Raw genomic sequence first — 22,622 nt, forward strand, 5'->3', positions numbered from 1 at the left:
ATCGTACGACTTCAGTCGATCTCGGACACTCGGCTCACCCGGCGCGGGGCGCTTCGAGGGCGCGGACGACGGCCAGGGTGTCCAGGTAGAACGGCCGGAATTCCGAGATCCGGTCGCCGCGGACGCCGATCAGCTGCATGACCGAGGTCTCCAGCCGCCGTCCGCTGACCCGCGCCACGAGGACGCCGCGGTTGTGCACGACCGCGCTGTCGGCGTCGATGACGAAGCGCTGCTCCAGGAACTCCAGGGAGCTCCAGTGACGGCTCATCTCGGTCATGAAGCGCTCGACCCCGGCGGGCCCCTCGTAGACGCCCCCGTAAGGCAGGCTCTCCGCCTGGTGCATGACCACGTCCGGGGTCAGGCAGTCCGCCATCTCGTCGAACCGCGCCCGGCCCGGGCCTCCGGCCTTCAGGTAGGCGGCCTCGGCCGCGAAGAAGCGCTCCAGGGTCGCCAGCACGCTCTGACGGCCGCTCGTCATGTTCACGCCGTCATCGTCCCGCCCCGAACACGGCCAGACCGGCGAGAATCCGACGACACGTTCGGCCGCGTAGCCCGCCCTCGCATGGCACGCCAATGACCGGGGCCTATGTGCCCCCGGACACCTCCGGAGCACATATGCCCTGGTCAGAGCGGGCGTGCCTAGAAGACCGAGATGTGGACGTGGTCGAAGTGGTTCGCGGTGATGCCGCCGCGGTCGCTCATGCCACGCCAGCCGGGACGGCGCATGTCGTAGATCCGCTGCTGCCAGATGATGTATTTGATGCCCAGCGAGGAGGCGTGGGCGATCGCGTACTTGGCGACCTCGTCACCGTTGGCGTTGCGGTCGGCCGTCGGCGAGACACCGCCGGACGACTCCATGAAGTCGCACGCGGTGCCGGTCGCGTGGTCCTGCGCGTCCGCGCCGCCGCGGTAGCAGCCGATCGTCGGGAACGGGCCGAACTCGGTGTCGATGACCTGCTTCACGTGCATCATGCGCGGGGTCACGCTGCCCATGCCGACGCTCGGCGACTCCGGCTTGTACTTCTTGACCAGCTTCTTGATCTGGGCCTTGCGGGACTTCAGGTCGGCCAGGTTCTTCTGCAGGTCGGTGATCTTCGCCTGCGCCTGCTGCTTCGCCTTCTCCTGGTCGGTGACGAGCTTGGTGATCTGCTGGACGCGCGCCGACTGGTTCTGCGCGACATGGCTGGCCATGCTCATCGTGTTCAGGAACTCGGACGGGTCGCCCGCCGCGACGACGGTGATGCCCGGGTCCTGCCCGCCGCTCATGTACTGGTTCGCGGCGAGCCGCGCGACGAGCGTGCGCGACGCCTCGAGCTGACCGCGCAGGTCGTCGGCCTTCTTCATGGCCTTCTTGGCGGCCCACTGGGCGTCCTTCAGCTCCGCCAGGTCGCCGCCGTACTCCTTGTCGAGCTGGTTGATCTGCTTGTTCAGCTTGTCCATCCGGTCGCTGTCGCCGGGGGAGGCGTCGGCCGGGACGGTGCCGGACAGCAGCGACAGGAGGATCGCGACCGCGACGGCCGGCGCGGCACGCCGTCCGCGCCTGTCCCGGGGGACGGTCGGGGCGAAGCGTCGCTCGCGGCGGGTGGAGGTGGGGCGCTCCACGTCCTCTCCTCTCCTCTGGGCGGCCTACCGGGTTAGCTGACGGGTTCGGGCGCGGGAGTCCGCCCTATCGCAGGCGCCGTGCGGCGCCGGCGAATTCACCCCGGCCGGACGGGGCGTCCGGCGGATGGGTCCCCGGCTCCCGGACGGGGGCGTCCGGGACTCGGCACGTCCGGCAAGCCTGTCGCGTCGAACACGGACAGTCACCGACCGGACACCAACAAACTGCAAGGAACTGGGTGTTGCCTCGCCAAAGATTAGACCCCTGAGGCTGTTGGGACGACCCCGGGAGGGCAATGTGGCGCGCGGATCCGTGAGATGCGCGATGGCCCGGCCCCGCGAACGGAACCGGGCCATGATGACCGTGAGTGAACGAGTCGCGCCTTACGGCGAGTGACGCCTCAGCGAGTCACGTCCACTGGAGTCGCGCCTTACAGCGAGCCCTTGTAGAGCAGCCGGTTGCCCGTGCCCTTCAGGCCCTTCAGGACGTTCTTGGTGGAGTTGGTGTACAGCCACTTCTGAACGGTCGGGAAGGTCGCCGTCCGGTGGCCCTGCAGGTAGAGCGCCGCGACACCGGCGACGTACGGCGACGCCATGGACGTGCCGCTCTCGACCTGCGTGCCCCCGCCCGGCCAGGTGGACGTGATGCCATAGCCGGGGGCCATGATGTCCACGCACTTGCCGTAGTTGGAGAAGCCCGCGCGGTTGTCGTGCGAGGTGGTCGCACCGACGGCCTCGACCCAGGACGCGCCCGACGGCGAGAACTTGCAGGCGTCCTTGTTGTCGTTGCCCGCGGCGACGGTCACGAAGACCCCCGACTTGGACAGGTTCGCGACGGCGGTGTTGAGCGCCGTGGACTTGCCCCCGCCGATCGACAGGTTCGCGACCGCCGGCTTGGCGGCGTGGGTGCGCAGCCAGTTCACGCCGGCGACCACGTCGGACACCGGGGCGAAGCCGTCCTGGTCGAGCACGCGCAGCGCGCGCAGCTGGACGCCCTTGGCCGCGCCGTACTTGGCGGAGCCGAGGATGCCCGCGACGTGCGTGCCGTGGCCGTTGTAGTCCCAGCCGTTGCCCTTGAAGCGCGACGCGGTCCAGGCGACCTTGGCGCGCCCGCCGAACTGCGGGTGGGACCAGGCGATACCGCTGTCGATGATGTACGCGGTGACGCCCTTGCCGGTCGCCTTGTAGGAGTAGGACTTCGACAGCGGCATCTTCCGCTGGTCGATCCGGTCCAGGCCCCACGGGAGCGGCGACTTCTGGGTGGTGGTCGCGTGCACGAGCTGGTCCTGCTCGATCGCCGCGACGCGCTTGTCATGCCGCAGCTTGTCGAGCTGCTGGTTGTTGAGGCGGGCGACGAACCCGTTGAGGGCGTCGCCGAAGCCCTGCGCAGAGGACGCGCCGACCTGCCCCGCCGCGGCGGTGGGCGAGGTGCCGTCCTTGAGAGTGACGATGTACTGGCCTGCGATGGGCGAGCCCTCGGCGGCGGTCACCTGGACCGCCTTGGGCTTGGAATCGGCGGAGGCCAGCGCGGGGATCGCCGCCGCCGCGCCCACAGAGGACGCGATCGCGCCGGCCAGCAGCAGCCTTCGGGAGACGGGCCGCAAGAGAGCTCCTTCTGCCGCGGAGTCGGATGAGCCGCGGCCAAGATCGAGGTCACCGACCCGGGAACCCTAGTGCACCTTCCGCATCACAACCCCCATAAGGGGCATATCGATCGGGTGAACTTCGACTCCACTGAGTGATCTTGAACGGGATTCACCCCTTGGTGAGGTTGCCCCCGTAGGCCAGCGCCGTGCCCGGCTTGGACCAGTCGTACTTCAGCGACCCGTCCGGCTGCCGGCTGATCTTCACGTCCCCGCTCGTGCACGGCTGGCTGACCGACAGCGCCAGCTGGAGCTCCGCCCCGGTGCCCTTCGTCAGGTTCAGCGTCCCGGTGCAGCCCTCCTTCGGATACACCGCCGTCCCCGTCTTCGCCCCGGCCTGCAACGTCACCTGCAGCGGGAACGACTCACCGCGCTGCGAGTTCACGGCCGTCCCCTTCCAGGTGCCCGCGAACGACGTCGGAATCGTGCTGACGGGCTTCCCGTCCGCCGCGTCATGCCCGGAATGGCCACCGCCGCCCCCGCCCAACCGCGGCCAGAGCACCAGCGCGATGATCACGACTCCTACCAGCACCCCGACGGCCAGCGAGATCCCCACCCCGACGACATGGTTCCCCGGCCGCCGCCACCGCGGCTTCGCCGCCCGAAGCCCCGGCAGCGACAGGACGGCCGTCTCCGACCCCACGTCCCCACTCCCGACAGGCCGCATCCCAGGAATCAGAGAGTCACCCGCCCCAGGGCCACCGCCGGCCAAGCCCATCCCAGGCGCGGCTCCACCCGGCGCGGACGCTCTGGGCAAGCCTCCACCTGGCACCTCCGAGGCACCCGTCACGGGAAGGTCCCGAGCAGTGGCACGGCTGTTCTGCCACCCTCCGGCAGGACGAGGCGCACTGGGCACCGGCGGCCCGCCCACACCCGGCTGACCCGCCCCACCGAGCCGCACATCGAGCGCTGTGCTGGGCCCACCGTCATCCCCCGCCGAGGCGCCACGAGCCCCAGAAGCAGAGTTCACATCAAGGACGGTGCTGGGCCCGTCATCCGCCAAGGCCCCGCTCGGCCGCACCGCGCCAAAGCCGGCAGGAGGCTTGGGCAGATCGAGCATCGTGCTCGGCCCATCGTCCCCCGCGCCCGAGGCCGAGCCGGCCTGAGCGAGCGCATCGGACGCCGAGCCCAAACCTCCACCCAACGAGGTCGACGCCCCAGGCGAAGCCGTGAGATCACCAGAGGCAGGCGTCCAAGCCCCCGAAGCCGACGCGGAAACCCCCCTCGCCCCACCCAACGAGCCCCCGCCCAGCACACCAGCCGCACCGTCCAACGCCGACGAAGGGGCACCCGGCACACCGACCGCAGACTGCCCGCCCGGCAAGCCCCCGCCCAGCGCTCCCGCCGCGCCGTCCAACGTTGAGGAAGAGGAACCCGGCACACCGACCGCAGATCCGCCGCCCGGCAAGCCCCCGCCCAGCGGTCCTGCCGCGCCGTCCAGCGTCGACGAAGGGGCACCCGGCACACCAGTCGCAGATCCGACCGGTCCCCCCGATGAGCTGCCGCTGAGTGTGCTCGTCGCGCCGTCCAGCGCCGCAGAGCCTCCTGGTGCACCGATCGCCGGGCTACCGCCGGGCACGCCCGGCGAACTTCCTCCGCTGGACGGAGGGCTGGGCACGCCCGATGCCGAGGTGCTCGGCACGGACGAGGAGTGGCCGCCGGACGTGCCCAGCAGGTCACCTGCCCCAGGCGAGAGCCCAGTCGCACTCGAAGAGGAGGCGCCTGGCGAAGGTGCCGAAAGTCCTGGCGAGGGCGGCGATAGGACGCCGCCCATCGCAGACGGCACGCCGCCTGCGGCGCCGCCCGACGGGATTCCACTGACCGAGCCCGTCGACGGAGGAGTGGTGGCGCCCGTCCCCGGTGAGGTCGCCCCCAGAGGATGTGGGGCACCGGCTTGCGGCGTGCCGGACACCCCAGTCGCAGAACCCTCGACGCGCGCGCCCAAGGCTGCGGCGGCAGCGGCCGCCGAACCCGGAGCGCCGGTGGTCGAGGCGGAAGTATTGGCCACCGAGTCGGGGGCGGGGGTGGCGAGGGCCTCGGCCTCGGCGCGGAGCGGTGCGGGCATGCGGGCGGCGATCGGGCCGTCCAGCATGCTACGCAGCAGGTCAGCGGCTGTGGGCCGCTCGGATGGGGATTTGTCCAGCGCGTCCGCGACCGCGTCGCGCACGGGCTCGGGCAGGGCATCGGTCGCCGGGTCGTCGTAGACGATGCGCTGCATGATCTCGGTGGGGGAGCCGTCCCCGAACGGGAGCTTTCCGGTCGCCGCGAACAGCAGGGTCGTCGCCCAGGCGAACACGTCGGTGGCCGGGCCGATGCCGTGCCCGCTGAGCTGCTCGGGGGCCAGGAAGGAGGGGTCGTCCTCGGCGCGGGCGGCCGGGCCCGCGTTCACGGCCTCCAGGGCAGTGGCCACGCCGAGGTCGGTCACGCGCGGACCCACCTGCGCGAGCAGCACGTTCGCCGGCTTCAGATCGTGGTGGACGGCCCCGGCACGGTGCGCGGCGGCCAGCGACACGGCCAGCCCGACCGCGAGCCGCTCGACCACGACCTGCCCGCGCGGCCCCTCGGCCGCGACCAGCTCGGCCAGCGACGGTCCGTCCACAAGGTCGGACACCACATAGGGACGGTCGCCCTCGACGTCCGCTGAGAGGACCTCGGCGGTGCAGAACCCGCTGACGCGACGGACGTCCGCGAACGCGTCGATGAACCGGGCGCGCACCTCGGGCTCCCCGCTCAGTCGCACATGCAGCAGCTTCACCGCGACGGACCGTCCGGAAGCGTCGCGGCCCACGAAGACCGCGCCCTGCTCGCCGACGCCGATCCGGCCGGTGATCGGGAAGTCGCCCAGTCGTTCCGGGTCGCCGGGCTGCAGGGGCAGAGCCTCTGCCATCTACGCACCCTCCGTGTTCTGCCAAGGGGGGAGAAATCCCCCGTACTTCCGCGAAAACCGATTCATCCCCCGCGTCAGCACCGGTCCCTTTCTACCGGTTGGTGACCGATGACGCGGCTGAGTCGCCCGCACCCGATCCGTCACTTCCCCACCCGAACCAAGCCCCCGGACCACCCACCCAAGAGCCGCGCCCACGCCCATCCGGCCAGCCTCCACTCGACGTTCCGGACGACCAGAACGTCCACCTTCCTGCCGCCCGATACCCATTCCCCCACTACCTCCAGCGGCGTCCACCCCCCTTTCCGTCACTCCCACCAGCCCTCACACCCACCTCAGCCCACCCCTCACACGCATCCCAGGCCCACCCCAGATCCCAGGTCTCACCCAGACCCCCAATGCCTCAAGGTCCAATGCCTCCGAGGCCCAACCGCCTCCCGGCTCCAACGCCCCCCAGCCCCAACGCGCGCACGGGGGGGTAACGCGAGGGCTCCACACGGGCCGTCCCAACGCACCCCCGCCAGCCCCCCGCGTGTGAGTCCAGCCTCCGCGTGTGAGTCCAGCCTCCGCGTGTGAGTCCAGCCTCCGCGTGTGAGTCCAGGCCCCGGGGGCGCGTGCTCCATGGGAGCCAATGCGCTCGCCACCTCGCCCCAGAGCCCCACCGCCCACACATCGCGCGCCCACACATCGCGCGCCCACACACCGCGCGCCCACACACCGCGCGACTGCCCACACCGCGCGACTGCCCACACCGGACTGCCCACACCGGACGACCACCTACGCCGGGCGACCACACCGCGCGTCCACACCGCGCGACTCCTCATGTGTGGCGCGACCCTCGTGCGGCGACCGCCTGTGCGGGGCGATCGGCTTCGTGCCGTAGTGGGCAACTTCAGGTATGTCGGCCTCCTTCTTCTTGGCTGCCGGGGCGTGCTCGCCGGTTCGTTCGGGTGGGCGTGATCGGCTTGGGCGGGGTTTCGGATAGCGTCGGCGGTGATGGCGCGCAAACCTCTTACCCGTGAGCTGCTGGACGAGCAGCGTGCCGTGCTCGGGCTGCCCGGCTACACCGGCCCGGACGAGGCGCCCGCGTTGCGCCGCGCCGCGCTCGACACGTTGCTCGCCGCCCGGACGGCGGGCGTCGAGCCAGCGCGCCCGATCGTGACCGGGGCCGTGCGGCTGCTGCTCGACCGGCTCGCCGAGCTCGCCCCCGGAAAGTCGGTCGAGATCCGCGTTCCTCCGCACGCCGCCGTCCAGGCGATCGAGGGCACGCGGCACACCCGCGGCACCCCGCCCAATGTGGTCGAGATGGACGCCGATACCTGGATCGCCCTCGCCCTGGGCGACCTGACCTGGGACGACGCCCTCCGCGACCACCGCGTCAAGGCCAGCGGGTCACGCGCCGACCTCTCCGCTCATCTCCCCCTCTCACCCACCTAGCTCCCCCTCACCTACCTAAACGAGCGGCGTCCCCGAAACGTTGGGGCCCGATCGTTGGGTCTTGTCCGCGACGCCGGTCGCTGCGACGGTGGAGGGCACCGATCACGCCCGGACGCCGGCACCGGCGCCGCGTCCGGACGCCCCGCCCGGACGCCGTGGAGGTGGGCACCGTGCTCGTCGCGCACTGGAGCTTCGACGTCGAGGACATCGACGGACGCCGGGTCGCCGACGCCACGGGCGACGGCCCCGCGATGACCCTGGACGAGGGGGTCCGGATCGTTCCCGGACGCGACGGCGAGGCACTCGCCTTCGACGGGACGGGGAGCCGCGCGACCGCCCCCGCCGTCCCGCGGCTGGCCCTCAGCCAGGTCTTCGGCTTCACCCTCGCGTTCCACGCCTGTGTCGCGGAGGGCCCGACGGGGGAGTGGCGCGCCCTGCTCTTCAAACGGGTCGCGGACGCCGACGCCCGTGCCCTCGGCATGTGGCTGCACCCGGACGCCGACCGCCTGCGCGTCCAGCTCTTCACGATCAAGGGCCCCGAGTACATGGACAGCCACGCCGGCCTCACCCCGGGCGTCTGGGCTCACCTGGCCTTCGTCGTCCACGCCCAGGGCATGTTCCTCTATCTCGACGGCAAGCTGGACGTGGCCATCCCGCTGGAACATCCCGTGGTGACGCCGAGCGGCTCGCTGTCCCTGGGCGCCGAACCCGGCAAGCCCGGCATCTCAGGTCTGATGACCGACGTCCGCGTCTACGCGGCCGCCCTGGACGAGCACACCATCCGAACCCTGGCCGGCGAGTGACCATCAGCGACGGGAATCACACTCGCCAGCAGCCGGGCCCACGCTGTAGCCGATCTCACAAACAGCCTCAGCCAGGGACGTGTGACCTCTCAGCGAAGGGGAACGTGCGGTCGATGCACTGTCGCCGGGTGTAGTCGTCCGGATAGTGATGGGTGTCGGCGCATTCCGCCGCCTTACTCAGCAGCCAGATGATCGACACTGCCCCGACCGCGAGTGTCACCGCCGAGCAGACGATCCCCGCGATCGCCCGCCTCCGGGCCGTCCCCCGCGTCAACGCGACGACGCCCAGGGCGAGGCCGACCAGCGCGGCCGGGAGGCCGAACCCGCACAGCAGCAGGCCGGGCAGCCCGGCCGACCCGAGCACCAGGGACGCCGTCGCGAGGCCACGCCGCTCCGGCACCCCCGGCGGCGGTGTCCGCGTCTGATATCCCGGCATGGTCATCGGTTCGGCCCCCAATCCGGCTCGCCGACTCGGCCTGACCCCCGATTCGGCTCGGACCCTGACTTGGCTCGGCCCTCCGCAGTCGGCTGAGGGCTCGCCTCGGCGATGGGTCCCCTGAAGTCCTGTCCCAGACTCGCGCGCCCGACCCTCCGGCCTGGGGGCGGACGGGTAAAGGTCGATTAAGGACTCCACCGATCGGAGCAGAACGGACAGGCCTTTAGACTGGCCGACGTGCCTCTCGGTGATGGACGACTGAGCCATGACATCGACCCCTCCGACCGCCCGCCGCAGGACGCCTGCGGTGTGTTCGGCGTCTGGGTCCCACAGGACCAGGCGGCCAGGGCGGAGGTCAGCAAACTCACCTACTACGGCCTGTACGCGCTCCAGCACCGCGGACAGGAGTCGGCGGGCATCGCGGTCAGCGACGGCTCGCGGATCGTGGTGTTCAAGGACATGGGCCTGGTCGCCCAGGTCTTCGACGAGTCCGTCCTGAACACCCTGCGCGGCCACATCGCGGTCGGGCACTGCCGGTACTCCACCACCGGCTCGCCGACCTGGGAGAACGCCCAGCCCACCTTCCGCTCCACCGGGCACGGCGGGCTGGCCCTCACGCACAACGGCAACCTGATCAACACCCCCGAGCTGGCCGCCCGGCTGGACGGCGACGTGCTCACCGCCACGTCCGACACCGAGGTCCTCACCGCGCTGCTGGCGACCCGCGAGGGCGGCCCGCTGGCGGCCGCGCGCGAGATCCTGCCGGCCACGCGGGGCGCGTACTCGCTGGTCTTCATGGACGAGAACACCCTGTACGCCGCGCGCGACCCGGAGGGCATCCGCCCGCTGGTCCTGGGCTCCCTGGAGGAGAACGGCGGCTGGGTCGTGGCGTCCGAGACGGCCGCGCTCGACATCGTCGGCGCCCGATTCGTCCGCGAGGTCGAGCCGGGCGAGATGCTCGCGATCGACGGGGACGGCGTCCGGTCCGAGCGGTTCGCCGAGTCCAACCCCAAGGGCTGCCTGTTCGAGTACGTCTACCTGGCCCGTCCCGACACCACGATCGCCGGACGGTCCGTCCAGGCGACGCGGGTCGAGGTCGGCCGCCGCCTCGCCGCCGAGCACCCGGTCGAGGCCGACATGGTCATCCCGACGCCCGAGTCCGGCACCCCCGCCGCGATCGGCTACGCCGAGGCGTCCGGGATCCCCTACGGCCAGGGCCTGGTCAAGAACTCCTACGTCGGCCGGACGTTCATCCAGCCGTCCCAGACCATCCGGCAGCTCGGCATCCGGCTGAAGCTGAACCCGCTGCGCGAGGCGATCGAGGGCAAGCGCCTGGTCGTCGTGGACGACTCGATCGTGCGCGGCAACACCCAGCGGCAGGTCGTGGCCCTGCTGCGCGCCGCCGGCGCCGCGGAGGTCCACGTCCGGATCTCCAGCCCGCCGGTCTCCTGGCCCTGCTTCTACGGCATCGACTTCGCCACCCGCGCCGAGCTGATCGCCGGAAACCTCGACGTCGAGGGCATCCGCGACTCCATCGGCGCCGACTCCCTCGGCTTCATCTCGCTGGACGAGCTGATCGCCGCCTCCCGCATCCAGAAGGACCGGCTCTGCCGGGCCTGCTTCGACGGCGTCTACCCGATCCCGGTCGAGGAGACCGCCCGAGGCAAGCACCTGCTGGAACCGACCCGCACCTGACGCGACCGCGCCGGCCTGGGCCCGCGCCAAGGCGCGGAGCCCAAGTCCGCGCCGAGGCGCTGGCGCGAGCCGTCGCGGACGTGCGGGTGAGTGATTTCCGGCCGGGCACGGTCGGCGAAACGCCGCGCAGTAGCGTGCGGACACAGCAGAGCCCGCAGATCCGTGCGGGTGGAGGAGGCTCGCGAGAGGGCGGGCCGACGAGACGACCCGCCGTGCGGCGGGCCGGGGGGATCATGAGCACCTCGTACGAGGCGGCCGGAGTCGACATCGCGGCGGGCGAGCGCGCCGTGGAGCTGTTGAAGGCGCGGATGGCCCGGTCGCGCCGTCCGGAGGTCGTGGACGACGCGAGCGGCTTCGCCGGCCTGTTCGACGCCTCGGCGTTCCTGAAGTACCGCCGCCCGCTGCTGGCGACCTCGACCGACGGCGTGGGCACCAAGGTCGACCTCGCGCGCCGCCTGGGGATCTACGACACGATCGGGCACGACCTGGTCGGGATGGTCCTGGACGACCTGGCGGTCTGCGGCGCCGAGCCGCTGTTCATGACCGACTACATCGCGTGCGGCAAGGTCGTCCCGGAGCGGATCGCCGGCATCGTGGGCGGCATCGCCGAGGGCTGCGCGCTCGCCGGAGCGTCCCTGGTCGGCGGCGAGACCGCCGAGCACCCCGGCCTCCTGGACGAGGACGAGTTCGACGTCGCGGGCGCCGGCACCGGTGTCGTCGAGGCGGACGACCTGCTCGGCCCGGACCGCGTCCGCCCCGGCGACGCCGTGATCGCGATGGCCTCGTCGGGCATCCACTCCAACGGATACTCCCTGGTCAGGCACATCCTCGCGCACAGCGACCTGACGCTCGACTCCCACCCGGACGAGCTCGCCCGCACCCTCGGCGAGGAGTTGCTGACCCCGACCCGCATCTACGCCAAGGACATGCTCGCCCTGATCGCCGAGACGGACGGCGGCGTCCACGCCTTCTCCCACATCACCGGCGGCGGCCTGGTGAACAACCTGGCCCGCTCCCTCCCCAGCACGGTGGACGCCGTCCTGCGCCGGGACTCCTGGACGGTTCCGCCCCTCTTCGAGATCCTCGGCGCCCACGGCGACGTCCCGCAGTCCGAGATGGACAAGACCTTCAACCTCGGCGTCGGCATGGTCGCGATCGTCGCCCCCGACAGCGCCGACGCCGCGATCCGCCTCCTCAACGACCGCGGCGTCCCGTCCTGGCTCCTCGGCGAGACCACGCCCGGCACCGGAAAGTGCGACTACGCCTGATCGGCGGTATCCGCAGCGCCATGGACGCATGCGCCCGGGGATAGCCAAATCCATCCCCGGGCCGTCGTCTCCTTGCAGCTGACCTCGACCCGCCGGTACAGCTCGGGGAAGAGGACGCCGCGGCTGGACAGCACCTCCTCGTACAGCAGGTCCGACACGATCATGCTGAGATCCGCCCCGGACCCGGCGGCCGCCTCGCGGAACCGGGGCGCGTCCACCAGCCGGAACAGATGGTTCACGGCGCGTCCGACCACGCCGTGGTCGTCCTTCTCCACGTGCCCCGAGTGGACCGCCATCCGCATCCTCATGCGGGCCGGGTCGCTGGCGAACCGGTTGCCCCGCCGGAGCATCGCCTGCAGGTGATGCGCGAGCGGGTCCAGCAAAAGGTGCGGCGGCACGTCCGGCGGCGCGACGATGAGCGCTCCGTCGCCCCGGTCCTCCAGGTAGAAGGCGTCCCAGGGCAGAAGCGTCATGGTGAACGCCTCTCGCAGGTGTTCGTACAGGCGGTGCCGCAGATGCCGCCGGATCTCCTCGTTCCGGCGCGGGTCGGTGAACGCGACGATGTCGACGGCGACCATCGTGGTGTAGACGCGGGGAACCGCCGCGTCGAACAGCCCGCCACCGGGACCCGCAGGGAACACCCCACCCGAAACCGGAGGGGGAGCCACGGGAACGGGGACGAGGTGCGGCGCGGGCGCGGGAGGCGGGAACAGAGCGCTCTGGGCCGAGTCCGGCGCCGCCGGCGGCGCCGATACCTGGGCGGAGCCGGGTGCTGCCAGCGGAGCCGGCACCTGGGCGGAGACCTGCGGCGGACCGGCATTCCGGTCGACGGGCTGCATGCTCATGTTCGTGTCGACACCTTTCTCGCTCGGGAACATGATCTCCCCCCAATGCAATTGTGCGCCCGTTCTGTAATGGCATCTGATTTCGGCTGATTGCCGTGAATAAAACTGCCGCAAGGAGAAAGGCGGGGTCGCCGATTGGATGGTCCCATGCGGAGACGTGGCAGTCGGGCCCCCTGCGTCCTGCTTCCTGCCCACCGGACACATGGCAGAGTGGCGTCGACCATGTGAGTCCCGGGATCGCCGTGAGCACAGTGCCTTCAGAGGCTGGAGAGGCATCCCGTAGGCACAATGTGACAACGTCGAATGCCGTCACTCATTCCGCGAACACCCATTCTGGTGTGCCCGGGAAATGGACGTCGCAGGTTGCCACTTGGCAGACCGCCGGGTCGCTGTTTTACTCGAGGCAGGAGAGGGACGCGGGGCGGGGCCGCGACATGCTCCGGTCCGGCCACCGGCCACCGAACGAGGGGTGGGAATGCCGAACGCTTCGGGACCGGGACCGGTGGTGCAACGCGCCATCCTGATCAGCGAATTGCAGCGACTTCGCATCGAGTGCGGCCAGGCCCAGGATCGGGTGGCCGCGGCGCTCGACTGGTCGGTGTCCAAGCTCGTCCGCATCGAGGGCGGCCTCGTCGGAGTGTCCGCGACCGACCTGCGGGCGCTCCTGCGGCACTACGGCCTGCCTCCCGGCGACGAGCGGGTCGACGTCCTGATCGCGATCGCGCGGGACGCGCGGCAGCGCGGGTGGTGGTCCCTGTACCAGCAGGAACTGTCTCCGAGCCGCCTGCGCTACATCGGCTACGAGTTCGGGGCCGCGAGCATCCGCGCCTTCCGGTCGACGATGATTCCCGGCCTGCTCCAGACCGAGGAGTACGCGAACGCCCTCACCGGGCAGTTCGTGGAGTCGCCCGAGGAGCGTGAGGTGATCGTCGAGGTCGGGGTGCGGCGGCGGGACGAGATCCTCGGCCGGGACGACCCGCCGCGCCTCACGATGGTCGTGGACGAGGCGGTGCTGCGCCGCCGCGTCGGGGCGCCGTCCGATCCCGGTGTCATGCCCCGCCAGCTCCGCCACATCCTGGACCTTCTGGACCGGTCGCTCGTGTCGGTGCGGGTCATCCCGTTCTCGGCCGGGGCCCACTCCGGGATGGCGGGCGACTTCACGATCCTGCGGTTCGACGACGCCCGGCTCGACGACGTCCTGTTCCAGGAGACCGTCGGCGGTTCCACGCTCACCGCCGTGGACCGCGACGCCCGCGTCTCCGACCACCGCGACGCCCGCGTCTGCGACCACCGGGCCGTCTTCGAGAGGCTCCAGAACGGGATCGCGCTTCCGGCCGAGCGGACATCCGCCTTCATCAAGGAGATCATCGCGACGATGGAGGCGGACGCCGGTCCCTGTCCGCCCCCGGCGAGGGACCTCCTCTCGGGACGCCGAAAGGATCGCGGGCTTCCCCGGCCATCACCGGGCGGGGGCAAGCCCAAAGCGCCATCGCCGTCACCCGCCGCGTCGAGGGAGAAGGTTCCGCCGAGGCGATAGGCGAACTTTGTCGATCTCTCGGGCGTCCAACCCGGTGTGACCGGCATGGAGAGAAGTGCGCGGGCGGGTCGGCGAGCGTTGGCGGGGTTGAGAGCCCGGCTGCGGCATCGGGCCGGTCCGGTTCTGGTCCTGGGAGGGTTGGGGCTGTTCGCGGTCCTGCTGCCCACCGGGTGGGCGTATGCCGACACGGCGCGCTACCGGCACACGCCGGCGGACGTGCCGGAGACGCCCGTGGCCCTGGTGCTGGGCGCGGGGATCGCCAACGGTCAGCCCTCGCCGCTGCTGGCCCGGCGTCTCGACCTCGCGGTCGACCTGTACCGGCGGGGCAAGGTGAAGGTGCTGCTCGTCTCCGGCGACAACCGGGTCAAGGAGTATGACGAGCCCACCACCATGCGGGACTACCTCGTGCGCGCGGGGATCCCCAAGAGCCGGATCGTGCGGGACTTCGCCGGGCTGGACACGTGGGACTCGTGCGTCCGGGCCAAGAAGATCTTCGGCGTGCGGCGGGCGACCGTCGTGACGCAGCTGTTCCACCTGCCGCGCGCGGTCGAGCTGTGCCGGGCGGCCGGGATCGACGCGTATGGCGTCGGCGACCAGAGCATGGGCGGCGGACGCACCGACGCGACGATCAACGGGTACCTGCGGGAGCCGATCGCGATGGTCAAGGCCGTCGGCAGCGTGGCGCTGAAGCCCGGGCCCAAGATCGGCGGAGAGCCCGAACCCGGAGTCCACGCCGCGCTCGCCGTGCCGCCGTCGCGCCACTGAAATGTGACGCTCGTCGCTCTCGGGACGAACCGCGCCCGGACGTCCTGACCGGACGCCCTGGCCTCAGCGGACGGGCCGGAGAAGCGCGAACGCCACCGCGCGGGACCGAAGTCCCTGCGGTGGCGTTTCGCCAGGAGGCCGATCAGTGACCCGAGGTGCCGTTCTTGCGCTGGTCCTCGTAGTCGTCGGCATAGTCGGCGTACTTCTCCGCGAGCTCGTCATAAGCCTCGTCAGCCGGAGAGTCGTCCGGAACGCCCAACTCTTTCTGCAGGCGATCGAGGTCTGTGCCGCCGCTGCTGTACTTGAGCTGCCTGGCAACCTTTACCTGCTTGGCCTTGGCTCGGCCGCGACCCATTGGCTCGACCCCCTCGATGGTCAGGGCTTTCGTGGGCCCATCAACGCGCGCGTGTACCACACGAACCGATGCCTGATGAGCCATGCGTCAGTCACGGATACAACCGTACCCGTTTTGCGCCCGGCTCGGTACATCGTCAGTCCGTGGCGGAGACGCTCGTTGCGGAGGACATCAGTGTATCCGGTGGTCGCGAGGCCGCGTCCGGCCCCCGACACGCCCGGCCGCGCCGCCCCGGGAAGGCCCGTCGCGCCGTCCGGAAAGGCCCGCCGCGCCGGGCCGGACACCGTGTTCCGGCCGCCGGGGAGGACGCCCGCGCGGGCGGCCGCGCTCCCCGGCGGACGGGCGTCAGAGCAGGATTCCGCGCAGGCGGCCGATCTCGGACATCCGGCGCTCGGCGAGCCGGTCGGCGGCCACCGCGGGCGGCACGCCCTCCTCACCTGCCAGCACGAAGATCTTCTCGGTGGTGTCGAAGATCTTCGTGGCGCGGGACTTGGCGCGCTCGAAGTCGAAGCCGCCGATCTCGTCCGCGACCTGGATCACACCGCCGGAGTTCACCACATAGTCGGGGGCGTAGAGGATCCCGCGGTCGGCCAGCTGCTTCTCGATGCCGGGGTGGGCGAGCTGGTTGTTGGCGGCGCCGCAGACGATCTTGGCGCTGAGGACCTCGACGGTCTCGTCCGACAGGGACCCGCCGAGGGCGCAGGGGGCGTAGACGTCCAGCTGCTCGCGGACGAGCGCCGCACCGTCGGCGGCGGCGGCGACCTGGGGGTGCCGCTCGCGCACGCGCGCGATGGCCGCCTCGTCGACGTCGCTGATCACGACCTCCGCGCCGTCCTCGAGGAGGTGCTCGACGAGCCGGTGGCCGACCTTGCCGACGCCCTCGACGCCCACCCGCCTCCCGCGCAGGGTCGGTCCCTCCCACACGTGCTGCGCGGCGGCGCGCATGCCCTGGAACACGCCGAACGCGGTCAGGATCGAGGAGTCGCCCGCACCGCCGTGCTCGATGGTCCGGCCGGTGACGTACTCGGACTCGCGGGCGACGATGTCCATGTCGGGACTGTAGGTGCCGACGTCGCAGGCGGTGATGTAGCGGCCGTGCAGCGACTGGACGAACCGTCCGTACGCGCGCAGCATCGCCTCGTTCTTGTCGGTGTCGGGGTCACCGATGATGACGGCCTTGCCACCACCGAGGTCCAGGCCCGCCAGCGCGTTCTTGTAGGACATGCCGCGTGACAGGTTGAGCACGTCGGTGAGGGCCTCCTCCTCCGACGCGTAGGGGTAGAAACGGGTCCCGCCTAGGGACGGGCCGAGGGCGGTGGAGTGGATCGCGATGATCGCGCGCAGGCCGCTGGACTCGTCCTGGCAGAAGACGACCTGCTCGTGTCGGGGTTCGGTGCCCTTGTGGGGCGACCCGAAGACATTAGGCACGGTAGTGCCCTCCTCTCTGTCTTGAGATCAGCCTAAAGGTGGTGGATGTCACCCCGCTGGTAGAACCCCGCACGATCCGTCCCGGCGCCCTGTCCGGACGGGGTGCGCGGAGTGTGACCGGCCTTCGGGACGCCTCCCGGGGCGCCCCGAGCCCCCGGCCAAGACCTTGATCAGCCAGGGGCGAGGTAACACGCGCGTCTCGCGACGCCCAAGCCGCCCGCTTTTCGGTCGGACTCATGTAACGATGCGGTGGTGTTTCCGTACGCCGCGTACCTACGGGTATATGAGCCGGTTACAGCCTTTCCGGAACCGGCCCGGACCCTGTGGACGGCCTACGCCGAGTCGCGGCGGCGGCCCCGCCGGGTCCACGCCCTCGAGGTCGAGCACCGGCGCGCGGCGCGGCGGCTGGCCGGCTACCCGCCGGAGGTCGCGCCCCGCCTGGAGTGCCAGGACGCCTACGTACGGCGGACGGACGACATGATCTACATCTGCCCGTGGCAGACGCGGCTGCGGTCCTGGCAGGCGTTCGAACGGTTCCGCGCCGAGACCTCGTCCGCGGTCGTCTCCGCGTTCGTCCCGCCGGACGAGGCGGAACGGGCCGAGCGGGCGTTCGCGCACTGGCGGGACAACGGCCGGACGCTGCGTCCGCACATCCAGACCGCGACCTGGCACGTTCCGCTGGCCTGGTTCGTCCTGTTCGATCGCGCGGAGCGCTTCCTCCTGCTCGGCCGGACCGCGGGGCGCGGCCACCTGGAGGAACCCGGGCTCGCCTCGCGCGGCACCGGCGGGGGCGCCGCGGCGAGCGCCGGACCGTCCGCCGGGACGGAACCGGACGCGGCCGCCGGAGGGGATTCCCCGGACGAACGGGGTGAACACGCTCGACGTGGCCCGACGACGGCGTCCGCCACGCGTACCCTCATCTATGTCACGTCGATGGCGGAAGCACGCCGCCGGATCGCCGCCGCGCTCCCCGTCCTCCGGGACGACCTCGGAGGGGACGCGCGCGAGCCGGCCGCGCCGGCGGCCGGACGGCTCGCCGCGCTGGGCTCCCACCTGGACGTCTTCCATCCGCGCTCGCTGGTGGAACTCGACTACGGGGGGCTCGTCCACCTGCTGGACGACGCCGCGCTCCGCGCCGACGACTCGGTCGGCGAGACGGGCGTCGCGCTCGCCGCGATGGCCCGTGGTGAGGTCGAGCTGACCGTCGCGATGTACCAGCGTCTGCTCGCCCGCTGGCGGCCCGTACGGGCGCGCCGGACGGCGAACTGAACAAATTTCCTGAATCCCTGCGCGATACGACTATACGTGTCGCTAGAATCACTGAGCGTGACCCAGTGACCACGCTGATGCGACATGAATCCCTACGAGGGGTGGCAAAGGTACTTGCTTGTTGCGATGAGTGGTGGCAAGGTTACACGTTGTGATGTCATAGTGGCTCTTTCGGGCCATAGGGGACATCAGTGACCGCGCGAGATCAAAATCGCAGGATCGCTGTCATTCGGTCCACGGAGGAGAGGCCGCACACATGTCAGCACGTACACCCGAGGCCGAGCCGCTGCTCACGCCGGCGGAGGTGGCGACGATGTTCCGTGTCGACCCCAAGACGGTGACGCGGTGGGCGAAGGCCGGCAAGCTGACGTCCATCCGCACCCTGGGGGGGCACCGCCGCTACCGCGAGGCGGAGGTGCGAGCACTGCTCGCGGGCATCCCGCAGCAGCGTTCGGAGTGAGACGCGCCGTCCCGTCGAACCCTCGGCGCGGACGGTCGTGTACAGCGCAACAAGGGGGGCGGCCAGGAGGCCGCTGAACGGTACCGTCCGCAGCGGGCGGGAGTTCAGCCGCTTCCTGGCCGACGGTCCCGCACCACGGTCATCCGAGAACCGCGGTCTTGGGCCACTCACCGTAACCGTCGGATGTCCCGTTCGCCCCGCGACCGGGACATCCGCCATGCCCGGCCATTGACTCCGCAGCGTCACCATTCGCGCACTCCCCGCCCGCTCGTCGCGCCTCGCGCGCCGCGAGGTCAGGTGGCGGGGCCGAGTTCGGCTTCGGCGAGGCGGTCGTACAGGTCGGAGATGTCGGGGGCGTGCTGCCCCGCGACGTGCAGCAGGACGATCAGCTGGTCGACCAGGAGGCGTTCGAGCTCGGGCCGCGCGACGTCGCGGTTCTCCAGCCAGTCCAGGCCGGCGGTCTCGACCGAGGCCATCCAGGAACGCAGCGTGATGCGCAGGATCGGCGTCGGGGTCTCGACGTCCATCGCGGCGAGGATGCGGCCGAGCAGCAGCTGCCGGATGCCGTCCACGATCTCGCCGACCTCGCCGGAGCGGTCGGCCGGGCCGCCGCGCAGCAGGGCGGTGAAGCCCGCGGCGTGGCTCTCCACGAAGTCGAAGTAGCGCTCCAGCGAGACCCGGAGCCGGTCGATCGGGGTGCCCTCGGTGGGCGGCTCGAGCAGCACCGACAGCTTGTGGGCGGCGTTGCCGAGGGCGGCGAGGTACAGCTCGTACTTGCCGCCGAAGTAGTGGTAGACCAGCGCCCGGGACGCGCCCGCCGCGGCGGCGACGTCGTCGATGGAGACGTCCTCGGGCGGGCGGGTGCTGAACAGCTGGAGCGCGGCCTCGATCAGTTCGTCGCGGCGCTCGTCCACGCTGAGCCGGCGCCTGCCGGGCCGGGCTCCGCCGGCACGCCGGTCGCGGGTGTTCCCTCGCCGACCGCCGCCGGTCACTGCACGATCTGCCACTCGGGAAGGGTATCCGAGGCGGCGTCCGGACACGGCCGCTCCACCGCCCGGCCGTGTCCTTTTCCCCGGGGCCTCCGGGCGGTCGACCCCTCGGTGACGGGCGGAAACGGCGGGAACGTTCCGAGTCAGCGTGCCCTGAACTCCGATTGGCGGCTGCCCGTTACCCGCTGTTGCGCCGATTTCGGGCGAAGCCGAGGCATCATGGCATCTCCTCCCGAGAGAGGACGGTGTTCCGACGGCCCCTGCGTCCGAAACACCGCGAGTGGCATGACCCGCAAGGCCCCCCCGGACGGAGTGCCATGTCTGACGGTGAAACGACCCCGCCGCGCGGCAGCGACCTGCGCGAGGAGATCCCGCGCGCGCAGATCCCGAGCCCCCGCGCGGCCACGCTGCCCCTGACCGCGCCCAAGCCGACGATCCGCAACGTGGCCGAGCGTGCCGGGGTGTCCAAGTCGCTGGTGTCGCTGGTGATGCGCGGCTCCCCGCACGTGAGCGAACGCAGGCGGACGGCCGTCCTGCAGGCGGCGCGCGAGCTCGGCTACCGGCCGAACGCGGTCGCGCGGAGCCTGGTCGAGGGCCGCACCCGGCTGATCGGCGCGATCGTCGCGGACCTGCACAACCCCTTCTTCGCCGAGTTCCTGGACGGCCTCCAGGAGTCGCTGCACGGCGCGGGCCTGCGGATGCTGGTCGGCTCCGGCCGCTGGGACCCGCTGTTCGAGGCCGAGGCCGTCGAGGCGTTCCTGGAGATGCGGGTGGACGGTCTGGTGCTGCTCAGCGTCGTCCCGGAGTCGCTGAAGGAGGCGGCGTCGTCCGTCCCGGTCGTGGTCGTGGGCGAACGCGACGTCCACGGCGTGGACATCGTGGTGGACGACGACGAGCTCGGCGCGTCCCTCGCCGTGGACCACCTGGTGGAACTCGGCCACCGGCGGATCGCGCACATCGAGGGGGCGCCCTCCACCACGGCCCGGTACCGGCGCGCCGGCTACGAGAAGGCGATGCGGCGGCACGGGCTGGAGGACGAGATCGTCGTCGAGCCCGGCGACTTCACCGAGGAGGGCGGCTACCGGGCGGCGCGCACGCTCCTGGCCCGGCCCCACCGGCCCACCGCGATCTTCGCGCCGAACGACCTGGTCGCGACGGGCGCGCTGTCGGCGGCGGACGAACTGGACCTGCCCGTCCCGGAGAAGGTGTCGATCGTCGGCTACGACAACACGCATCTCGCCGCGATCCGGCACATCTCGCTGACCAGCGTGAACCAGCCGCGCCGCGACATGGGCCGGGTGGCCGCCGAGATGCTCACCGCCCGGATCGGGGATCCGGCGCGGATCGCCCGGCAGAACCTCGTCATGCCGCACCTGGTCGTCCGCTCGTCCACGGGACCCGTCCCGGCCCTGTGACCCGGCGCGCCGGCTCCGCCTTGCCCGGTGCTTCGGGCGGTGCGTGACACGCCTGCGCATGGGGCATGTCGGGGCCGGTCGCCGCCCTGCGGCCTAGCAGCCGGGGAAGGTCGTTCAGCGGTGGGTAGCAGATCGGTCGATCATCGTCCCGAAGTGGTGGCCCCCGGGTAAGAGGCTCGCCAAGCATGCCGTGATCGGTCGCCCGCACCGATCCGGCCGGTGGTTAATGGGTGCACCGTTCGGCGGATTCGGGGCCATCGCCGGGACGGGCCGGATTCATGGGGAGGACGGTCCGGGCGGGCTCCGTGGAACGGACACGGGGAAGATCGGGTTCACCAGGGGGGCGAGTTCCGTGCGGGATCCGGAATTGGTGTCGTGTGCGCAGCGGGCGGCGGACGAGCTCGAGCGCGCCTGGTCGGAGTGGCGCAACCAGCGGGGGCTCGCCGAGCAGGTCTCGGAGTCGGTCGCCAGCTACGTGGCCCACTCGATCGATCATCCATGGGGCCGTCCACGTGTCGTCCTCGGCCTGGACGCCGACGAGGCCCGGGCGCTCGCGGCGCTCCTGACCGCTCCACGTGGCTTCTGACTGCGCGGTCTTCGGCCTGCGGGCCTCTGACCCGCGCGGCTTTCGGCCGTTTCGTCCGGTGCTTGGGGGCGGGGTTTCGGGCCTGCGGCGGCGCGTGAATCGTGTGCGGCGCGGGGCGGGTGGCGTCGAGGTTTCGGTCATGTGGCCGTGTGGACGAATGTGCCTTCTGGCCTTGGGATGAGCCGGTTCGGGAGGCGTGCGCGAGGACACCGTTTTCGTGGAGTTCGTTTGACGGACGCTCTGTCATGTGCAAACTGGCAGGGGCGTTTGTCACGGAAGCATCACGAGAGGACGACTCGGTGCGCATTCATTCAGCGCGCGGCCCGGTGGCGGTCGGACTGGCCCTGTGTCTCGGGGCTCTGACCGCGTGCGGAGGCGGGTCGTCGGGGGATGAGGCGGCCGGGGCGGAGCGGGCCGCGCCTCCGTCGGCGGCCGGCGAGGCCGGTTCTCCGGGCGCGAAATCGCCAGGTCAGTCGCCGGGGCATGAGCCCGCCGCGCCCGCCGGGTCGCTGCGCGGCAAGACCATCGCGATCGACCCGGGGCACAACGGCGGGAACGACAACGCGCCGTCCACGATCAACAAGCAGGTGAACGTCGGCAACGGCCGCAAGGAGTGCGACACCACCGGGACGCAGACCGCGTCCGGGTACACCGAGCACGCCTTCACCTGGGACGTGTCGAAGCGGCTGCGCAAGCTGCTCCAGGCCCAGGGCGCCAGGGTCGTGATGACCAGGACGAACGACACGAGCGTCGGGCCGTGCGTGACCCAGCGCGCGGCGACCGGGAACAAGGCGCACGCGGACGCGGCGATCTCCATCCACGGGGACGGCGCGCCCAGGTCCGGGCACGGTTTCCACATCATCGAGCCGCTGCCGGTCCCGGCGGGCGGCAACACCAAGATCGTCGAGCCGTCCGCGCGGCTGGGCGAGGCGGTCCGTGACGCCTACCACTCCGGGACGGGCATCGCCTACTCCACCTACCTCGGCAAGAAGGCGATCGACAAGCGGGACGACCTGGGCGGACTCAACCTGTCCACGGTCCCGAAGATCTTCATCGAGTGCGGCAACATGCAGAATCCGGGCGACGCGGGGAAGATGTCCGACGCGTCCTTCCGGCAGCGCGCCGCGGTGGCGCTGGACCAGGGGATCACCGCCTTCCTCAGCGGCCGCTGACCCGTCCTCGCCGCCGGGTCTCCCGCCGGGGCGCCG

20 protein-coding genes, 1 pseudogene and 1 riboswitch are annotated in these 22,622 nt (G+C 71.4%); of the genes and pseudogenes, 11 read left to right on the forward strand and 10 right to left on the reverse strand.

What is annotated here, in order from left to right:
• Nucleotides 1-34 precede the first annotated feature (34 nt).
• The 5 genes and pseudogenes from AB0L06_RS11995 to AB0L06_RS12015 all read right to left on the reverse strand — a co-directional run.
• Nucleotides 35-478, reverse strand: a complete 444-nt coding sequence (locus tag AB0L06_RS11995; protein WP_500231312.1) for a nuclear transport factor 2 family protein — start codon at nt 476-478, stop codon at nt 35-37.
• A gap of 161 nt (nt 479-639) precedes the next feature.
• Entirely contained in the window at nt 640-1,602 is a 963-nt protein-coding gene (locus tag AB0L06_RS12000; RefSeq protein WP_500230974.1) for a coiled-coil domain-containing protein, read from the reverse strand.
• A 6-nt stretch (nt 1,603-1,608) separates the two neighbouring features.
• Nucleotides 1,609-1,778: riboswitch (cyclic di-AMP (ydaO/yuaA leader) on the reverse strand.
• 252 nt (nt 1,779-2,030) lie between these two features.
• The gene (locus tag AB0L06_RS12005; RefSeq protein WP_500230975.1) at nt 2,031-3,203 is read right to left on the reverse strand and encodes a S8 family peptidase; all 1,173 of its coding nucleotides are present in this window, start codon (nt 3,201-3,203) and stop codon (nt 2,031-2,033) included.
• 151 nt (nt 3,204-3,354) lie between these two features.
• Nucleotides 3,355-3,885: a hypothetical protein gene (locus AB0L06_RS12010; RefSeq protein WP_500231326.1), complete on the reverse strand. Its 531-nt coding sequence runs from the start codon at nt 3,883-3,885 to the stop codon at nt 3,355-3,357.
• A gap of 1,509 nt (nt 3,886-5,394) precedes the next feature.
• Nucleotides 5,395-6,129: pseudogene (locus tag AB0L06_RS12015) on the reverse strand (serine/threonine-protein kinase); the annotation flags it as partial.
• 993 nt (nt 6,130-7,122) lie between these two features.
• On the opposite strand from AB0L06_RS12015, the gene AB0L06_RS12020 reads away from it, so the two are divergent.
• A complete protein-coding gene (locus AB0L06_RS12020; protein WP_500230976.1) occupies nt 7,123-7,563 on the forward strand; it encodes a sterol carrier family protein in 441 nt (146 codons plus the stop codon).
• Between the two features lie 161 nt (nt 7,564-7,724).
• Nucleotides 7,725-8,366, forward strand: a complete 642-nt coding sequence (locus AB0L06_RS12025; RefSeq protein WP_500230977.1) for a LamG-like jellyroll fold domain-containing protein — start codon at nt 7,725-7,727, stop codon at nt 8,364-8,366.
• Nucleotides 8,367-8,433: 67 nt separating this feature from the next.
• Here the strand turns inward: AB0L06_RS12025 and AB0L06_RS12030 are convergent, their stop codons facing one another.
• Nucleotides 8,434-8,808, reverse strand: coding sequence for a DUF4190 domain-containing protein (locus AB0L06_RS12030; protein ID WP_500230978.1), 375 nt, complete (start codon nt 8,806-8,808; stop codon nt 8,434-8,436).
• 231 nt (nt 8,809-9,039) lie between these two features.
• Between AB0L06_RS12030 and purF the strand changes: the two genes are divergently transcribed.
• Both purF and purM read left to right on the forward strand, forming a co-directional pair.
• On the forward strand, nt 9,040-10,497 hold the full coding sequence (gene purF / locus AB0L06_RS12035) for an amidophosphoribosyltransferase (protein ID WP_500230979.1): 1,458 nt from the start codon (nt 9,040-9,042) through the stop codon (nt 10,495-10,497).
• Nucleotides 10,498-10,730: 233 nt separating this feature from the next.
• Entirely contained in the window at nt 10,731-11,765 is a 1,035-nt protein-coding gene (purM, locus tag AB0L06_RS12040) for a phosphoribosylformylglycinamidine cyclo-ligase (RefSeq protein ID WP_500230980.1), read from the forward strand.
• Here the strand turns inward: purM and AB0L06_RS12045 are convergent.
• Complete coding sequence (locus AB0L06_RS12045; RefSeq protein WP_500230981.1) at nt 11,756-12,610, reverse strand: nucleotidyl cyclase domain-containing protein; 855 nt, start codon at nt 12,608-12,610, stop codon at nt 11,756-11,758. The genes purM and AB0L06_RS12045 overlap by 10 nt on opposite strands.
• Nucleotides 12,611-13,115: 505 nt before the next feature.
• Here AB0L06_RS12045 and AB0L06_RS12050 point away from each other — a divergent pair.
• Nucleotides 13,116-14,147 (forward strand): helix-turn-helix domain-containing protein, encoded by a 1,032-nt coding sequence (locus AB0L06_RS12050; RefSeq protein ID WP_500230982.1) that lies wholly within the window; start codon nt 13,116-13,118, stop codon nt 14,145-14,147.
• A 138-nt stretch (nt 14,148-14,285) separates the two neighbouring features.
• Nucleotides 14,286-14,912, forward strand: coding sequence for a SanA/YdcF family protein (locus AB0L06_RS12055; RefSeq protein WP_500230983.1), 627 nt, complete (start codon nt 14,286-14,288; stop codon nt 14,910-14,912).
• A gap of 142 nt (nt 14,913-15,054) precedes the next feature.
• Here the strand turns inward: AB0L06_RS12055 and AB0L06_RS12060 are convergent, their stop codons facing one another.
• Together AB0L06_RS12060 and AB0L06_RS12065 are read right to left on the reverse strand one after the other, a co-directional pair.
• Nucleotides 15,055-15,267 (reverse strand): DUF3073 domain-containing protein, encoded by a 213-nt coding sequence (locus AB0L06_RS12060; protein ID WP_500231313.1) that lies wholly within the window; start codon nt 15,265-15,267, stop codon nt 15,055-15,057.
• Between the two features lie 345 nt (nt 15,268-15,612).
• Nucleotides 15,613-16,695 carry a Glu/Leu/Phe/Val family dehydrogenase gene (locus tag AB0L06_RS12065; protein WP_500230984.1) on the reverse strand — a complete coding sequence of 361 codons (1,083 nt, stop codon included), beginning with the start codon at nt 16,693-16,695 and terminating at the stop codon, nt 15,613-15,615.
• A 252-nt stretch (nt 16,696-16,947) separates the two neighbouring features.
• Between AB0L06_RS12065 and AB0L06_RS12070 the strand changes: the two genes are divergently transcribed.
• Nucleotides 16,948-17,964: a DUF8083 family protein gene (locus AB0L06_RS12070; protein WP_500230985.1), complete on the forward strand. Its 1,017-nt coding sequence runs from the start codon at nt 16,948-16,950 to the stop codon at nt 17,962-17,964.
• Nucleotides 17,965-18,220: 256 nt separating this feature from the next.
• Nucleotides 18,221-18,424 (forward strand): developmental transcriptional regulator BldC, encoded by a 204-nt coding sequence (bldC, locus tag AB0L06_RS12075; protein ID WP_012850682.1) that lies wholly within the window; start codon nt 18,221-18,223, stop codon nt 18,422-18,424.
• 293 nt (nt 18,425-18,717) lie between these two features.
• Here the strand turns inward: bldC and AB0L06_RS12080 are convergent, their stop codons facing one another.
• Nucleotides 18,718-19,431 carry a TetR/AcrR family transcriptional regulator gene (locus AB0L06_RS12080; RefSeq protein ID WP_500230986.1) on the reverse strand — a complete coding sequence of 238 codons (714 nt, stop codon included), beginning with the start codon at nt 19,429-19,431 and terminating at the stop codon, nt 18,718-18,720.
• A gap of 299 nt (nt 19,432-19,730) precedes the next feature.
• Between AB0L06_RS12080 and AB0L06_RS12085 the strand changes: the two genes are divergently transcribed.
• The 3 genes from AB0L06_RS12085 to AB0L06_RS12095 all read left to right on the forward strand — a co-directional run bounded on the left by AB0L06_RS12085 (nt 19,731) and on the right by AB0L06_RS12095 (nt 22,586).
• Nucleotides 19,731-20,828, forward strand: coding sequence for a LacI family DNA-binding transcriptional regulator (locus AB0L06_RS12085; RefSeq protein ID WP_500230987.1), 1,098 nt, complete (start codon nt 19,731-19,733; stop codon nt 20,826-20,828).
• A gap of 352 nt (nt 20,829-21,180) precedes the next feature.
• A complete protein-coding gene (locus AB0L06_RS12090; RefSeq protein ID WP_500230988.1) occupies nt 21,181-21,414 on the forward strand; it encodes a hypothetical protein in 234 nt (77 codons plus the stop codon).
• A 299-nt stretch (nt 21,415-21,713) separates the two neighbouring features.
• The gene (locus AB0L06_RS12095) at nt 21,714-22,586 is read left to right on the forward strand and encodes an N-acetylmuramoyl-L-alanine amidase (RefSeq protein ID WP_500230989.1); all 873 of its coding nucleotides are present in this window, start codon (nt 21,714-21,716) and stop codon (nt 22,584-22,586) included.
• The last annotated feature ends 36 nt before the right edge of the window (nt 22,587-22,622 follow it).

The sequence above is a fragment of the Spirillospora sp. NPDC052269 genome, assembly GCF_040679435.1.
Lineage (GTDB): Bacteria > Actinomycetota > Actinomycetes > Streptosporangiales > Streptosporangiaceae > Spirillospora.

Bases quoted from the DNA above. Each gene is read 5' to 3' on its own strand.
- AB0L06_RS12085 (WP_500230987.1), top strand. From the start codon at position 19,731: ATGTCTGACGGTGAAACGACCCCGCCGCGCGGCAGCGACCTGCGCGAG.
- AB0L06_RS12020 (WP_500230976.1), top strand. From the start codon at position 7,123: ATGGCGCGCAAACCTCTTACCCGTGAGCTGCTGGACGAGCAGCGTGCC.
- AB0L06_RS11995 (WP_500231312.1), bottom strand. From the start codon at position 478: ATGACGAGCGGCCGTCAGAGCGTGCTGGCGACCCTGGAGCGCTTCTTC.
- AB0L06_RS12060 (WP_500231313.1), bottom strand. From the start codon at position 15,267: ATGGGTCGCGGCCGAGCCAAGGCCAAGCAGGTAAAGGTTGCCAGGCAG.
- bldC (WP_012850682.1), top strand. From the start codon at position 18,221: ATGTCAGCACGTACACCCGAGGCCGAGCCGCTGCTCACGCCGGCGGAG.
- purM (WP_500230980.1), top strand. From the start codon at position 10,731: ATGAGCACCTCGTACGAGGCGGCCGGAGTCGACATCGCGGCGGGCGAG.
- AB0L06_RS12030 (WP_500230978.1), bottom strand. From the start codon at position 8,808: ATGACCATGCCGGGATATCAGACGCGGACACCGCCGCCGGGGGTGCCG.
- AB0L06_RS12045 (WP_500230981.1), bottom strand. From the start codon at position 12,610: ATGAGCATGCAGCCCGTCGACCGGAATGCCGGTCCGCCGCAGGTCTCC.